The organism is Streptomyces sp. NPDC000134, from assembly GCF_042899225.1.
Classification (GTDB): Bacteria; Actinomycetota; Actinomycetes; order Streptomycetales; family Streptomycetaceae; genus Streptomyces.
Genome location: NZ_JBIAZN010000009.1, coordinates 105,053 through 118,359, shown reverse-complemented (window position 1 = coordinate 118,359; position 13,307 = coordinate 105,053). Strand labels below are relative to the sequence as shown.

At 71.7% G+C, this 13,307-nt stretch carries 13 protein-coding genes; 9 read left to right on the top strand and 4 right to left on the bottom strand.

The genetic code is table 11. The annotated features are described in order from the left end of the window. Nucleotides 1–14 precede the first annotated feature (14 nt). Genes ACFY32_RS15445 through ACFY32_RS15430 form a run of 4 tightly spaced genes read left to right on the top strand, consistent with a single transcriptional unit; the run spans nucleotide 15 to nucleotide 3,328 of the window. Nucleotides 15–758, top strand: a complete 744-nt coding sequence (locus tag ACFY32_RS15445; RefSeq protein WP_390674442.1) for a class I SAM-dependent methyltransferase — start codon at nucleotides 15–17, stop codon at nucleotides 756–758. Continuing rightward, nucleotides 755–1,345: a dTDP-4-dehydrorhamnose 3,5-epimerase family protein gene (locus tag ACFY32_RS15440; protein WP_359203479.1), complete on the top strand. Its 591-nt coding sequence runs from the start codon at nucleotides 755–757 to the stop codon at nucleotides 1,343–1,345. The genes ACFY32_RS15445 and ACFY32_RS15440 overlap by 4 nt, the downstream gene beginning before the upstream one ends. Further along, nucleotides 1,345–2,355 carry an NAD-dependent epimerase/dehydratase family protein gene (locus ACFY32_RS15435; protein ID WP_390674441.1) on the top strand — a complete coding sequence of 337 codons (1,011 nt, stop codon included), beginning with the start codon at nucleotides 1,345–1,347 and terminating at the stop codon, nucleotides 2,353–2,355. Before ACFY32_RS15440 ends, ACFY32_RS15435 begins: the two co-directional genes overlap by 1 nt. A 4-nt stretch (nucleotides 2,356–2,359) precedes the next feature. Continuing rightward, on the top strand, nucleotides 2,360–3,328 hold the full coding sequence (locus ACFY32_RS15430) for a Gfo/Idh/MocA family oxidoreductase (RefSeq protein ID WP_359203473.1): 969 nt from the start codon (nucleotides 2,360–2,362) through the stop codon (nucleotides 3,326–3,328). Between the two features lie 24 nt (nucleotides 3,329–3,352). Here the strand turns inward: ACFY32_RS15430 and ACFY32_RS15425 are convergent, their stop codons facing one another. Then, nucleotides 3,353–4,549: a hypothetical protein gene (locus ACFY32_RS15425; RefSeq protein ID WP_390674440.1), complete on the bottom strand. Its 1,197-nt coding sequence runs from the start codon at nucleotides 4,547–4,549 to the stop codon at nucleotides 3,353–3,355. A gap of 98 nt (nucleotides 4,550–4,647) precedes the next feature. After that, nucleotides 4,648–5,433 carry an FkbM family methyltransferase gene (locus ACFY32_RS15420; RefSeq protein WP_359203467.1) on the bottom strand — a complete coding sequence of 262 codons (786 nt, stop codon included), beginning with the start codon at nucleotides 5,431–5,433 and terminating at the stop codon, nucleotides 4,648–4,650. A gap of 179 nt (nucleotides 5,434–5,612) precedes the next feature. On the opposite strand from ACFY32_RS15420, the gene fabG reads away from it, so the two are divergent. The 5 genes from fabG to rfbB are packed head-to-tail and all read left to right on the top strand — an operon-like array spanning nucleotide 5,613 to nucleotide 10,792. Further along, nucleotides 5,613–6,398 carry a 3-oxoacyl-ACP reductase FabG gene (gene fabG / locus ACFY32_RS15415; RefSeq protein WP_359203464.1) on the top strand — a complete coding sequence of 262 codons (786 nt, stop codon included), beginning with the start codon at nucleotides 5,613–5,615 and terminating at the stop codon, nucleotides 6,396–6,398. Nucleotides 6,399–6,420: 22 nt separating this feature from the next. Next, nucleotides 6,421–7,584, top strand: a complete 1,164-nt coding sequence (locus ACFY32_RS15410) for a macrolide family glycosyltransferase (RefSeq protein ID WP_359203461.1) — start codon at nucleotides 6,421–6,423, stop codon at nucleotides 7,582–7,584. Continuing rightward, nucleotides 7,581–8,717, top strand: a complete 1,137-nt coding sequence (locus ACFY32_RS15405; protein WP_390674439.1) for a nucleotide disphospho-sugar-binding domain-containing protein — start codon at nucleotides 7,581–7,583, stop codon at nucleotides 8,715–8,717. The genes ACFY32_RS15410 and ACFY32_RS15405 overlap by 4 nt, the downstream gene beginning before the upstream one ends. Nucleotides 8,718–8,741: 24 nt before the next feature. Continuing rightward, a complete protein-coding gene (locus ACFY32_RS15400; RefSeq protein ID WP_359203455.1) occupies nucleotides 8,742–9,809 on the top strand; it encodes a glucose-1-phosphate thymidylyltransferase in 1,068 nt (355 codons plus the stop codon). Beyond that, nucleotides 9,806–10,792, top strand: a complete 987-nt coding sequence (gene rfbB, locus ACFY32_RS15395; protein ID WP_359203452.1) for a dTDP-glucose 4,6-dehydratase — start codon at nucleotides 9,806–9,808, stop codon at nucleotides 10,790–10,792. The genes ACFY32_RS15400 and rfbB overlap by 4 nt, the downstream gene beginning before the upstream one ends. 107 nt (nucleotides 10,793–10,899) lie before the next feature. Here the strand turns inward: rfbB and ACFY32_RS15390 are convergent, their stop codons facing one another. Together ACFY32_RS15390 and ACFY32_RS15385 are read right to left on the bottom strand one after the other, a co-directional pair. Further along, a complete protein-coding gene (locus ACFY32_RS15390; protein ID WP_359203449.1) occupies nucleotides 10,900–11,826 on the bottom strand; it encodes a nitroreductase/quinone reductase family protein in 927 nt (308 codons plus the stop codon). Nucleotides 11,827–11,910: 84 nt separating this feature from the next. Continuing rightward, entirely contained in the window at nucleotides 11,911–13,101 is a 1,191-nt protein-coding gene (locus ACFY32_RS15385; protein WP_359203446.1) for an acyltransferase, read from the bottom strand. Nucleotides 13,102–13,307 lie beyond the last annotated feature (206 nt).

The following is a 13,307-nucleotide window of genomic DNA, read 5'->3' as shown; positions in this document are numbered from 1 at the left end:
CCAGGAGGCATTCCATGACGACCAGTACGGACACCCTGATCTACCGGCGCGCCGACGTCTACCACGACTTCTACCAGGGCCGCGGCAAGGACTACCGGGGCGAGGCGGCGGCCGTGCTGGCCCTCGTCCGCGAGCGGGCGCCGGGGGCCGCGTCGCTGCTCGACGTCGCCTGCGGCACCGGCGCGCATCTGCGCGAGCTGAGCGGCTCCTTCGCCGAGGCGGCCGGCGTCGACCTCTCCCCCGAGATGCTGGCCGTCGCCGCCCGGAACAACCCCGGACTGCCGCTGCACCAGGGCGACATGCGCGACTTCCGGCTCGGGCGCCGCTTCTCCGCGGTCACCTGCATGTTCAGCTCGATCGGCTATCTGCGCAGCACGGCCGATCTGCGGCAGGCGGTGCGCAACCTCGCCGCCCATCTCACCCCCGACGGGGTGCTCGTGGTGGAGCCCTGGTGGTTCCCGGACACGTTCCTCACGGGCTGGGTCGGCGCCGACGTGGTGACCACGGGCGGACGGACCATCTCCCGGGTGTCGCACTCGGTCCGCGAGGGCTCCGCCAGCCGGATGGAGGTCCACTACACCGTGGCCGCCCCCGAGACGGGCATCGAGCACTTCACCGACACCCATGTCATGTCGCTGTTCGACCGCGGGACGTACGAGGCCGCGTTCCGCGAGGCGGGCCTCGAACCGCACTACACCAAAGGCGAGGCCGCCGGTCCGGGCATCTTCGTCGGGACGCGCGAGGGTGCTCGGGCATGAAGGTGCGCGAGCTGAGCATCCCGGGCGCCTACGCGTTCACGCCCGAGGTGTTCCACGACGACCGCGGCGCGTTCACGTCGCCGTTCCACGAGGACGCCTTCGGCCGGACGCTCGGCCGGCCGCTGTTCCCCGTCGCCCAGGCCAGCACCAGCCGGTCCAGGCGCGGAGTGGTGCGCGGCGTCCACTTCACGGCGCTGCCGGGTTCCATGGCCAAGTACGTGCAGTGCGCGGGCGGCCGGGCGCTGGACTTCGTCGTCGACGTCCGGGCGGGATCGCCGGCGTTCGGGCGCTCCGAGGCGGTGGAACTGACCGCCGAGGAGGGGACCGCGCTGTACCTGCCCATCGGCGTCGGGCACCTCTTCGTCGCGCTGGAGGACGACACGACCATGGTGTACCTGCTGTCCGCGGCCTACCGGGCGGAGAAGGAACGCGCGGTGCACCCGCTGGACCCGGAGCTGTCCCTGGACCTGCCGGCCGGCCTGGAGCTGTCGATGTCCGAACGCGACCGTACGGCACCGGCACTGGCCGACGCCCTGGAGCGGGGGCTGCTGCCGGAGTACGGCGCCTGCGTGGCGGAGGGGATGTGATGGCCGCGACCGGCCCGCGCGACGCGGGCGATCCGGGGCCCGCGGCCGGCCGTCCGCTGGTCGTCGTCCTCGGCGCCTCGGGGTTCCTGGGCTCCGCGGTCGTCCGGGCCCTGGCCGAGTTGCCGGTGCGCGTGCGCGCGGTCGCCCGCCGGGAACCGGACGCGCCGGGCTCCGTCGAGACCCGCCGGACGGACCTGGCCCGGCCGGGCGCCGTGGCGGAGGCGGTGGCGGGCTGCGACGCGGTGTTCCCGTTCGCCGCGCACATCCGGGGCCCCTCCGGCTGGCGGATCGCCGAGGGCGACGAGACCGCCGAGCGCATCCACGTCGGCCTGGTCCGCGACCTGGTGGCCGCCCTGCGGGACCGGGCCGGCGGGCCGCCCCCGGTGGTGGTGTTCCCCGGCAGCAACACCCAGGTCGGAAAGGTCACCGCGGACCGTATCGACGGCACCGAGGAGGACCGCCCGGAGGGCGTGTACGACCGGCAGAAGCACACCGCGGAGCGCCTGCTCATGGCCGCGACCGAGGCCGGTCACCTCCGCGCGACCAGCCTGCGCCTGCCGCCCGTGTTCGGCCCGCCCGCCGCCGCCACGACGGACGACCGGGGCGTGGTGTCCACCATGATCCGCAAGGCCCTGGCCGGCGAACCGCTCACCATGTGGCACGACGGCACCGTGCGCCGCGACCTGCTGAACATCGAGGACGCGGCGCGGGCGTTCGTCACCGCCCTGGACCACGCCGACGAACTGGCCGGCCGCCACTACCTGCTGGGCACGGGCCGGGCCCCGGCGCTCGGTGACGTGTTCCGCTCGATCGCCGCCGCCGTCGCCCGGCACACCGGCAGGGAGCCGGTGCCGGTGGTCCCGGTGCCGCCGCCCCCGCACTTCGAGGGCTCGGACCTGCGCAGCGTCGAGGTCGACCCGTCGGCGTTCACGGCGGTCACGGGCTGGACCTGCCGGGTGCCGCTAGAGGAGGCGCTGGCGCGCACGGTGGCCGCGCTGGCCGAGAGCTGAGGCCATGACCCCGTTGAGAATCGCCGTCATGGGGTGCGCGGACATCGCGGCGCGCCGCGTGCTGCCCGCCATCGCGCGCTCCGCCAGGGTCCAGTTGGTCGCCCTGGCCAGCCGGGACGCGGAGAAGGCCAAGGCCACGGCGCGCCCCTACGGGTGCCGTCCGGTGCACGGGTACCGGGGACTGCTGGAGGACCCCGACGTCGAAGCCGTCTACCTCCCGCTGCCCTGTGCCCTGCACGCGGACTGGGTGGAGGCGTCCCTGCGGGCGGGCAGGCACGTGCTCGTGGAGAAACCGCTGTCCCCCGAGCCGGAGCGCGCCGCGGAGCTGTTCGCGCTGGCGCGGGAGCGCGGTCTGGCGCTGATGGAGAACATCATGTTCCTCCACCACCCCTCGCACGCGGCCGTGTCCGCCCTGGTGGCCGACGGCCTGATCGGCGACCCGCGTTCGTTCCGCGCCGAGTTCACGGTGCCCCGGCGGCCCGCGGGCGACATCCGCTACCAGTCGGCGCTGGGCGGCGGGGCGTTGCTGGACACCGGGGTCTATCCGCTCCGGGCGGCCATCGAACTGGTCGGCGCGGAGCTGACGACGGTGGCGGCCACCCTGGAGCGCGGTCCCGGTTTCGAGGTCGACACCGGCGGCGCGGCCGTGCTGCGCACCCCCCGGGGCGTGCTGGCGCAGATCGCCTTCGGCCTGGACCACGGCTACCGGTCCGCCTACGAACTGGCGGGCACCCACGGCCGTATCACGCTCGACCAGGCGTTCACCCCGCCGGCGGACCACGAACCGGTGCTCCGCCTGGAGCGGCGGTCGGGCACCGAGGAGCGGCGGCTGCCCGCGCACGACCAGGTCGTCGCCACGCTGGACGCCTTCGCACGGGCGGTGGCCGCGGGCCGGTCCCCCGACCCGCACCGGAGCCTGCGCCTGGCCGCACTGCTGCGCGACATACGCGAACACGCCGGAGGCCCGTCCTGAGCGGACGGGCCTCCGGGCTCCCGGTCATTCCCGGCTGTCGGCCTTGAGACCGTCCCCGCCCCATTCGACGTCGGTCATCTCCTCGTACGTCATCCGGGTCCGGGGAATCCAGGACGGGCTGGGGCCCTCCTGGTTCACGCCCTTGTCGAAGACGGCGAGGCTGCGGTAGAAGTGCGCGCCGGTGAGGGTGCGGGCGACGTCGTCCGGCTCGGCCCCGCCGGCCTCGTGGTCCTCGTGGGTGAGGCCGTCCAGCAGCTTCTTGAGGTAGCCCATGCTGGTGGCCGGGTCGTCGCGCCGCTCGGAGCTGCCGCCGTAGCCCCGCCAGTACGAGGTCTGCAGGTCCTCCACGACGTAGAGCCCGCCGGGCCGCACCAGGCCGAACATGGCGCGGAAGGCGGCGATGACGTCCGGGCAGTAATGGCTGCCGTCGTCGATCACGATGTCGATCGGGCCGATCCGCTCCCCCAGCGAGGCGAGGAAGGCCGGGTCGGAGAGATCGCCCTGGATGGTGTCGATGCGCGGCTCCCGCAGTGCCGCCTTGTCGAAGATGTCCACGCCGTGGATGACGGCGCGCGGGAAGTACCTCTTCCACATCCGCAGCGAGGCGCCGCCGGCCGCCGGGTCGCCGTATCCGCCGATGCCCAGCTCGACAATGGTGAGGGGGCGGTCCCGCAGCGGGCCGAAGTGCCGCTCGTAGTGGGGCGTGTAGTAGTGCAGACCCCATTTGTCGGAGCCGTTGCGCAGCGACAGCTCCGAGAGGTCGGCGTGCCGCTCCGTCGTGCCGCGAACCAGGCGCTGCACGACGTGGAAGACGTGCATGGACGAGCTGAGCGCGGCGATGTCCTCGATGTCGTTCCACCGGATGCGCAGGTTCTGGCAGCTCGGCGCGCGCCACGCGCCGTAGGTGGCGCGCAGCAGTTCGAGCAGGTCGACCTCGATGGTGGCGTGGGCGGCCGCGGGGGCGCCCGGACGGTGCTCGGCGGACTTGCCCGCGACGACGTGGTGCGAGACGGTGCCGCCGTCGAAGGCGAGGTCGAAGGCGACCGTGATCGGCGTCCGGTCCAGCCCCGGCACCTCGTCCAGGTCGGCCCGGCCGATGAGCTCGTCCACCAGCAGGGCCGCCGTCCGCGGCGCCCCCACCTGCCGTACGACCTGCCCGGCATCACCCTCCGCGGCGAGGATGAGCGCCCGGACCTCATGATGCGCGCGATTGGTAGTCATGTCGGCCCATGCTGGTGGGCGGGGCTATAGCGCGCCTCGAACCGCCGTGGACCACGGCGGTCCGGTCGGCCGGGGGTGCCGTACCGGCGCGCCGGCGGTCAGGGCCGCCGGGCCAGCACGATGTACACGCTGCCGCCCTTGAAGACCTCCTGCTGCTCGTACTCGACGTGGAAGCCCTTGTCCTTCAGCAGGTTCACGGTCTCCGCGAGCCGGTCCGCCACGTCGTGCACCTCCACGGCGATGTTGCGGATCTTGGGCCAGTCGTCCTCGCCGACCCCGCGCAGCACGGCGAGTTCGGACCGCTCGACGTCGATCTTGAGGAGGTCCACCGACTCGACCCCGTGCTCGGCGATCAGTTCGGCCACCGTGGTCACGGGTACGGTGTAACGCTCCACCTCGCTGCGGAAGTTCTCCAAGTAGGCGGCCTGTTCCGCCTCGCCGACCCCGAGGTTGGTCAGCACGGCCTCGATGTTGCGCTGGTCGTCGCGCTCGTCCTCCTCCAGCGTCGCCATGGTCTCGTCGGCCGGGTAGAAGGTGAACTCGGCGGTTCCCGGCTGGTCGGCGACGGCCTTGTTCAGCGCGATGCCGCCCGGCAGGTGGTCGGCGAAGTTCCGGGCGAGGCACGCGAACGTGGCGCGGGCCGGCTCGCAGGCGATGACCCTGACACCGGGCACCCGGTCGGAGACGAAGAGCGAGGTCAGGCCGAGGTGGGCACCGATGTCGATGACCGTGTCGCCCTCCCGCAGGTGCTGGAGGTCGGTCAGGTAGATGCTGGTGGAGACCTCGTGCCAGACGATCTTCGTGGTCTCCGCGTTCAGGCCGCTGATCACCCGGCCGTCGGGCAGCGTGTAGTTCTCGGCGGCGTCCGGGATGGTCTGCGTCATGGCGGGCACGGCTCCTTCACTGCGGGTCACTGGCAACCACTTCGCCGACCGAGCCTGCGGTCCCGTACTAGCGGATGGCTCGACCGCGCCTCGTGACCCCTCTCGACACAAGATCCAGCGGTCTTCGAGCAGCCGTGCACATCCTCGGCTGGGTTGACCGACGTGAAGAGGAGGGTGGCATGTCCGAGACGACCGAGCGGGTGGCCCTGGTGACCGGTGGGACCAGCGGGATCGGGTTGGAGATCGCCTCCAGACTCGCCGCGGGCGGGATCAGCGTCTATGTGTGCGGCCGCCGGGCGGACGCGGTGGCCGGCACGGTGAAGCACCTGCGCGAGCAGGGCTGGGAGGCCGACGGCTCGACCTGCGACGTGTCCCGGCCGGAGCAGCTCAAGGAACTCGTCTCCGACGTCGTGGCGCGGTACGGCCGGGTGGACATCCTGGTCAACAACGCCGGGCGCAGCGGTGGCGGGCCCACCACCGGTATCACCGACGAGCTGTGGAACGACGTCGTCGCCACCAACCTGACGAGTGTCTTCCTGCTGACCAGGGAGGTGCTCACGGCCGGCGGGATGCTGGACGCGGGGCACGGCCGGATCGTCAACATCGCGTCGACCGGGGGCAAGCAGGGCGTGGTGTTCGCCGCTCCCTACTCGGCGTCGAAGCACGGCGTGGTGGGCTTCACCAAGGCACTCGGGCTGGAGCTGGCGCGTACCGGGATCACCGTGAACGCGGTGTGCCCCGGCTTCGTCGAGACGCCGATGGCCGCGAACGTGCGCGCCGGTTACGCCGATGTGTGGGGCGTGTCGGTGGACGAGGTCCACGACCGCATCACGGCCAAGGTGCCGATGGGCCGGTACGTGCAGCCCAGGGAGGTGGCCGCCATGGTCGAGTACCTGGTGGGCGACGACGCCGCCGCGGTCACGGCCCAGGCGCTCAATGTCTGCGGCGGCCTCGGAAACTACTGACCCGAAGGTGGAAGCGACGCCCATGCATCTGGCATTCCTCACCCCGAACGCCTACGGGCACGTCACGCCCGCGCTGCCCCTGGTGCGCGAACTCGTCCGGCGCGGCCACCGGGTCAGCTTCGCGGTCGGGCCCGATCTGGAGCATCTGGTCCGGCAGACCGGCGCGGAACCGGTGGTGCTGCCGACGGAGCTGCAGAACCCTCCGATGTTCGAGCACTTCACCACCGAGGACCTCACCGAGGTGCTGCGCATCGCGACCGCCGAGCGGCGCACCTCGATGCCGGTGCTGATGGAGTACTACCGCGGCGACGAGCCGGACGTGGTGTGCACCGACCAGCTCGACTACCACGGCCAGTTGCTCGCCGAGGCGCTCTCGCTGCCGTACGCCTATCTCGTGCCGACCATGGCCACCAACGAGGACAGCTCGCTCACCGACCTGCTGATGTCGGAACCGCTGGACCTCGAATACCCCCCGCTGCTGCGGGCCCAGCAGGAGTGCCGCGACTTCTTCGCGGAGTACGGCGTGCACAAGGAGCTGAACGCGGCGGAGCCGGCGCGGCTGAACCTGGTGTTCGTGCCGGAGGAGTTCCAGACCGGCGCGGACACGTTCGACGACACCTTCCACTTCATCGGTCCCGGCATCGGCGACCGGAGCCAGGAGGGCGAGTACCTGCCGAAGGTGCCGGGCGCACCGCTGCTGTACATCGCGCTCGGCACCATCTGGAACGACCGGCCGGAGTTCTTCCACCACTGCATGGACGCCTTCGCGGACACCGACTGGCAGGTGGTGATGGCCGTGGGCGGCAAGGTGGACCTCGGGGGCCGGGTCCCGCCGCCGAACTTCGACATCCACCGGCATCTGCCGCAGCTCGCGGTGCTGCGGCAGGCCGATGTGTTCCTCACCCACAACGGCATGGGTTCCACGATGGGCGCGGTGTACTGCGGGGTGCCGATGGTGTCCGCCGCCCAGGTACCGGAACAGATGGCCAACGCCCGGCGCGTCGAGGAACTCGGGCTCGGCCGCAGGCTGTCCGACACCTCCGCCGACGGGATTCTCACGGCGGTCCGCGAGGTCGCCGACGACGCCGTCGTCCGGGCCAATGTGGCGGAGCTGTGCCGGCGCGTGAACAGCAAGCCCAACGGGGCGGCCCTCGGCGCCGACCTCCTGGAGGCGTTCGTGCGATGAAGATGCTCTTCCTGACCGGCGGCAGCCCCGCGACGGTGTTCGCTCTTGCCCCGCTGGCGGTCGCCGCCCGCCTCCAGGGCCACCAGGTCCTCGTCGCCTCGCCCGACGAGATGGTCCCGTTCGCCTCCGGCGTGGGCCTGCCCACCGTCCCCGTCACCTCCGGGACCATGCGGCAGTTCATGTTCCGCGACCGCGACGACCACGCCCTCGGCCTTCCGGCGGGCCCGCACGAGCGCCTGCGCTTCAACGGCCGCGGCTTCGGCAGGTTCGCCGCCGCGAGCCTGCCCGCCCTGCGCGGCCTGGCCGCCGACTGGGGCCCGGACCTGGTGGTCGGCGGTTCGCTCTGCTACGCGGCCGGGCTGATCGCCCACGAGAGCGGCGTCCCGTTCGTCCGGCACACCTGGGACCTCGGCGAGCCGCCCGGCATCGACGCCGGCGCCGCCGAGGAACTCGCCCCGGAATTGTCGGCGCTGGGCCTCACCGGGCTCCCCGAGGCCGGCCTGTGGGTCGACATCTGCCCCCCGAGCCTGCGCGCCGCCCCCGCGCCGGGGCCCCGCCAGAGCATGCGGTTCGTTCCGTACAACGAGCAGCGCGCGCTGCGGCCCTGGATGTACCGCGGCGGCGACCGGCCGCGCGTGTGCGTGACCGCGGGCAGCAGGGTCTCGCGCGAGGCCGAGGTGGCGTATTTGCAGGAGCTGGTGGACAGCGTCGCCGATCTGGACGTCGAGCTGGTCGTCGCCGCGCCGGAGGCCGTCGCCAAGGACCTGAAGGCCGACCCGGAGCGGGTGCGGGCCGGCTGGATTCCCCTCGACGTCCTGCTCACCACCTGCCGGCTGATCGTCCACCACGGCGGCGGGCAGACCTCGCTCACCGCGCTGGACGCGGGCGTCCCCCAACTGCTGATCCCGAACCTCCCGAAGATGCTGCCGCCCTGCGAGCGCGTCTCGGCCCGGGGCGCGGCCATCACCCTGCCGGAGGACCGGCAGACCACGGCCCGTCTGCGCGCCGCCGCCGAGGAGATCCTGCACACCCCGTCCTACCTGGCCGCGGCCCGCGAGATCAGCGCGGAGATCGCGGAACAGCCCGCCCCCGCCGAGGTGGTGGCGGCACTGGAGGCCCTCGCCCATGGCTAGACGCGATATCTGCGAAGGGGCAGTATGAAGGCGCTGGTCCTGGCAGGCGGGACGGGTACCCGCCTGCGACCCATCACCCACACCTCCGCCAAACAACTGGTGCCGGTGGCCAACAAACCCGTTCTCTTCTACGGTCTGGAGGCGATCGCCGACGCCGGCATCACCGAGGTCGGGGTCGTCGTCGGGGACACCGAGGACGAGATCCGCGGTGCCGTCGGCGACGGCTCCCGGTTCGGCATCGACGTCACCTACATTCCGCAGGGCGCCCCGCTCGGGCTCGCCCACGCCGTGCTCGTCGCCCGGGACTTCCTCGGCGACGACGACTTCGTGATGTACCTCGGCGACAACTTCATCGTCGGCGGCATCAGCGCTGTGGTGGCCGGCTTCCGGGCCGACCGCCCCGACGCGAGCATCCTGCTGACCCGGGTGCCCGACCCGCGGTCGTTCGGAGTGGCGGAACTGGACCCGGCCGGCCGGGTCGTGTCGCTCACCGAGAAGCCGGAGTTCCCCAAGAGCGACCTCGCGCTGGTCGGCGTCTATCTGTTCACCCCGGCCGTCCACGAGGCCGTGCGGGCCATCACCCCCTCGCCGCGTGGCGAGCTGGAGATCACGCACGCCGTGCAGTGGCTGATCGACCAGCGGCGCGACGTCCGGTCGACCACGATCTCGGGCTACTGGAAGGACACCGGCAACGTCACCGACATGCTGGAGGTCAACCGTTCGGTGCTGGAGGGCATCGAGCCCGGTGTGGAGGGAACGGTCGACGACAGGACCGAGATCATCGGCCGGGTCCGGATCGAGAAGGGGGCCCGGATCAGCGGCAGCCGTATCGTCGGTCCCGTGATCATCGGGGCCTCGGCCGTGGTCCGTGACTCCTACATCGGTCCCTTCACCTCCATCTCGGAGGGCTGCCGTATCGAGGACAGCGAGATCCAGTACTCCATCGTGCTCCGCGACTGCGCGCTCGCGGGCGTCCGGCGGGTCGAGGCGTCCCTCATCGGCCGCGGCGCCCGGGTCACGGCGTCCCCACGCAATTCCTCCGCCCACAAGCTGGTGCTCGGTGATCACAGCGAGGTGCAGATCCCGTCATGACGACGCGCATTCTGGTGACCGGCGGCGCCGGTTTCATCGGGTCCCACTACGTCCGTACCGTGCTGGGTCCGCAGGGGCCCGGGAACGTCTCGGTGACCGTGCTGGACAAGCTCACGTACGCCGGGAACACGGCCAATCTGGCCGCGGTGCACGGGCATGAGGCGTTCCGCTTCGTGCGGGGCGACATCTGCGACGCGCGGCTCGTCGCGCGGCTGATGGGCGAGCACGACCAGGTGGTGCACTTCGCCGCCGAGTCCCATGTGGACCGCTCCATCGACGGCGGCGCGGAGTTCGTGCGCACCAATGTGCTGGGCACGCACACCCTGGTCGACGCCGCCCACCGGGCCGGCGTCGGGACCTTCGTGCACATCTCGACGGACGAGGTGTACGGGTCGATAGCGGAGGGTTCGTGGACCGAGGAGGAGCCGCTGCGGCCCAACTCCCCGTACTCGTCCTCCAAGGCGTCCGGTGACCTGATCGCCCTGTCGTACCACCGCACGCACGGCCTGGACGTACGGGTGACCCGCTGCTCCAACAACTACGGCCCCCACCACTTCCCCGAGAAGCTGATCCCGCTGTTCGTCACCAGCCTGCTGGACGGCAGGAAGGTGCCCCTGTACGGCGACGGCGGCAACGTCCGGGACTGGCTCCACGTGGACGATCACGTCCGGGCCGTCGAGCTGGTGCGCACCCGCGGCCGCGCGGGCGAGGTCTACAACATCGGCGGCGGGACCGAGCTGGCCAACAAGGACCTCACCGCCCTGATCCTCGACGCCTGCGGGGCCCGCTGGGACACCAGCGTGACCTACGTGGCGGACCGCAAGGGCCACGACCGGCGGTACTCCGTCGACTGGACCAAGATCCGCGAGGAGCTCGGCTACACACCTCGGGTGAGGCTCGGACAGGGCCTGCGCGAGACCGTGCGGTGGTACCGCGACCGGCGCGACTGGTGGGAGCCGCTGCTGGAGCGGGCCGCCTTGTGACGGGTCCCGGCGATCCGGTCCGCAGCGGGCCGGAGCCGGCGCGTTGCCGGCCCGCGACACGCGGCAGGGGGCACGGGCGGATCTCCGCCCGTGCCCCCTGCGGTCGTTCAGCCGCGTTCCGGCGCGGGACCCATGGCGTTCAGCGCGGTGACGAGCTGCCGCTCCTCCTCGTCGAAGTGCGCCTCCAGCCGGGTCGCGAGGTCCTCGACCTCCGCGCGCAGCCGTAGCGGATCGTCCTGGCCGGGGGTGAAGCCCTCGACCAGTTCCTTGATCCGGTTCTGCAGTTCGGCCACGACCTTGTGTTCCTCGGCGAACTTGTCCAGGACCGGCTCCAGTGCCGGGAACCGCTCGCGGAGCACCGGGAAGGCACCGATGTCCTCGCCGGCGTGGTGGATGTGCAGCGCGTGGCAGAAGTCCAGGCAGTGCGACCGCAGTTGGGCGAGCACGCTGCCGTCCTCGCCCTCCGCCCGGGGCGCGAGGCCGTCGGCCCGGCCCTCGGCCACGGCGTCGATCCGCTTGCGCAGGTCCTTCAGTTCGCCGCGCAGCCAGTCGTGCATCTCGACGAGTTCGTCGCCGAGGTGCTTGACCCGGTCGGGTGCGAGGTCGACCGGGTGCAGGACGACGACCGGGATGACGCGGTCGGTCTTCGTCTGGTAGTCGCCGTACCCCGGCTCCTGCGCGACGATCGCCGCGAAGAGCCGGTCGCGCTCCTCGCGCGGGGGGATCGAGGCGATCGCCCGGAACGTACGGGCACCCTTCTCGACCGTCACGATCGGGTTCTTACGGATGTTGTGGTACCAGGCCGGATGGGTCGGTGCGCCGCCCGCCGAGGCGACGACCAGGTCCTCTCCGTCGACCTGCATCAGGCCGAGCGGCTGGGTGCGGGGGCGGCCCGTGCGCGCCCCCGTCGTGGTGAGGAGGCACAGGGTGGAGCCTTCGAACATTCCGCCGACTTTGCCGTCGTTGGCGCGGAATTCGTCGATGACCCCCTGCTGGAATTTGTGGAATTCCTCAAGCTGATTCTGGTCTGACATGTGGTGGGAAACCCCTGAAGGTTCGTGCCCGCCCACCGCGCACCCTGCGGGGTGCGCCGCCTGCGGGACACGGTCGGGAGGTTATCACCGACGGGCGGTGGCCGCGTCGGTCGTGGTGGTGACCCGGTCGGCCGGGCCGGCGGCGGGCAGCGACCAGCGCGGTCTGCCGTACTTGCGCATCAGCGGGCGTTCCAGGCCGAGGAACATGGCGAGGCCGACCAACTGGGTGACCACGAACAGCGCGATCACGATCAGCGTCGCGGTCCAGAACCCGAAGCGGTCGGTCTCCCCCGTGAGGTACCGGGCCAGGCCGAGCAGCGGGAAGTGCACCAGGTACGCCGCGTAGGAGGAGTTGCCGAGCAGCACCATGGGCCGGTTGTCCAGCCACGACGGCCTGCCGTCGATGTCGCGTGCCGCGATCAGCGGGACGAACAGGGCGATGCCGAGGGTCAGCAGCCCGCTGCTGCGGAACGTCGCGGGGAGCACCTCCAGCAGGCCCCACAGCCCCACGCACAGCAGCCCGATCCACCCCCCGTTGATGCGGGGCGACCAGCGCCCGGTCTGCACGATCCGGGCCAGCAGCACGCCCATCAGGAACTCGGGCAGCCGGGTGAGCGGGAAGAAGTAGGTCAGGAACGCCTGCCAGAACGACAGCGGCGCCCAGTAGTCCCACACCGGGTCGGTGAGGAAGAGGTGGGTCGCGGTGGGGATGGCGACGAGCGTCGCGGCCGCCACGCCGAGCCACAGCCACAGCCGGTCGGCGCGGATCTTGAGGATCGGCCGGATCAGCAGCGGCAGCAGCAGATAGAAGGCGATCTCGCAGGACACCGACCAGTTCACGCCGTACACGCTGAACAGGTACGAGACGTCGGGTACCCACGCCTGCACCAGGAACAGGTTGGCCACCACCGGACCGGCCGAGGTCTGGTCGAGCGAGCCCATCAGCAGCATCGGGCCGATCAGCCACAGCATGAGCAGCGTGGCGCCCCAGGTGATCACATGGCCCGGGTAGATCTTGAGGACGCGGCGCCACCAGAAGTTGCGCACCGTGCTGCGCCACGGCTCACCCCAGGTGAGCACGAACCCGCTGAGCACGAAGAAGGTGGAGAGCGCCGAGGTGCCGTACGGCAGGATGGTGCCGAGTTCGTTGATGTCGGCGTCCTTGTAGAACTGGCCGGCGCCGAGTGTGTGCGTCAGGAACACGGCGACGAACAGGACCGCGCGGTAGCCGGTCAGTGAGGGCAACTGGCGGATCGGTGGTGTGGCAGCGGTCATGTACGCGTGCTCCTGTGGTCGTCGGTTCCACCGGGACGGTTTCACCGGGAACGGTTTCGCCGGGGGCGGTTTCGCCGGGGACGGTTTCGCCGGGGACGGGCGAGGGGGATCGGTCGCGCGGACGGCCGTCCGCCGCGCATCGCCAGGGGACGCTAGGGCGGGTCGCTCGAACTTCGCTGGAAATCGACTGTGGGTGGCGGCCGGGT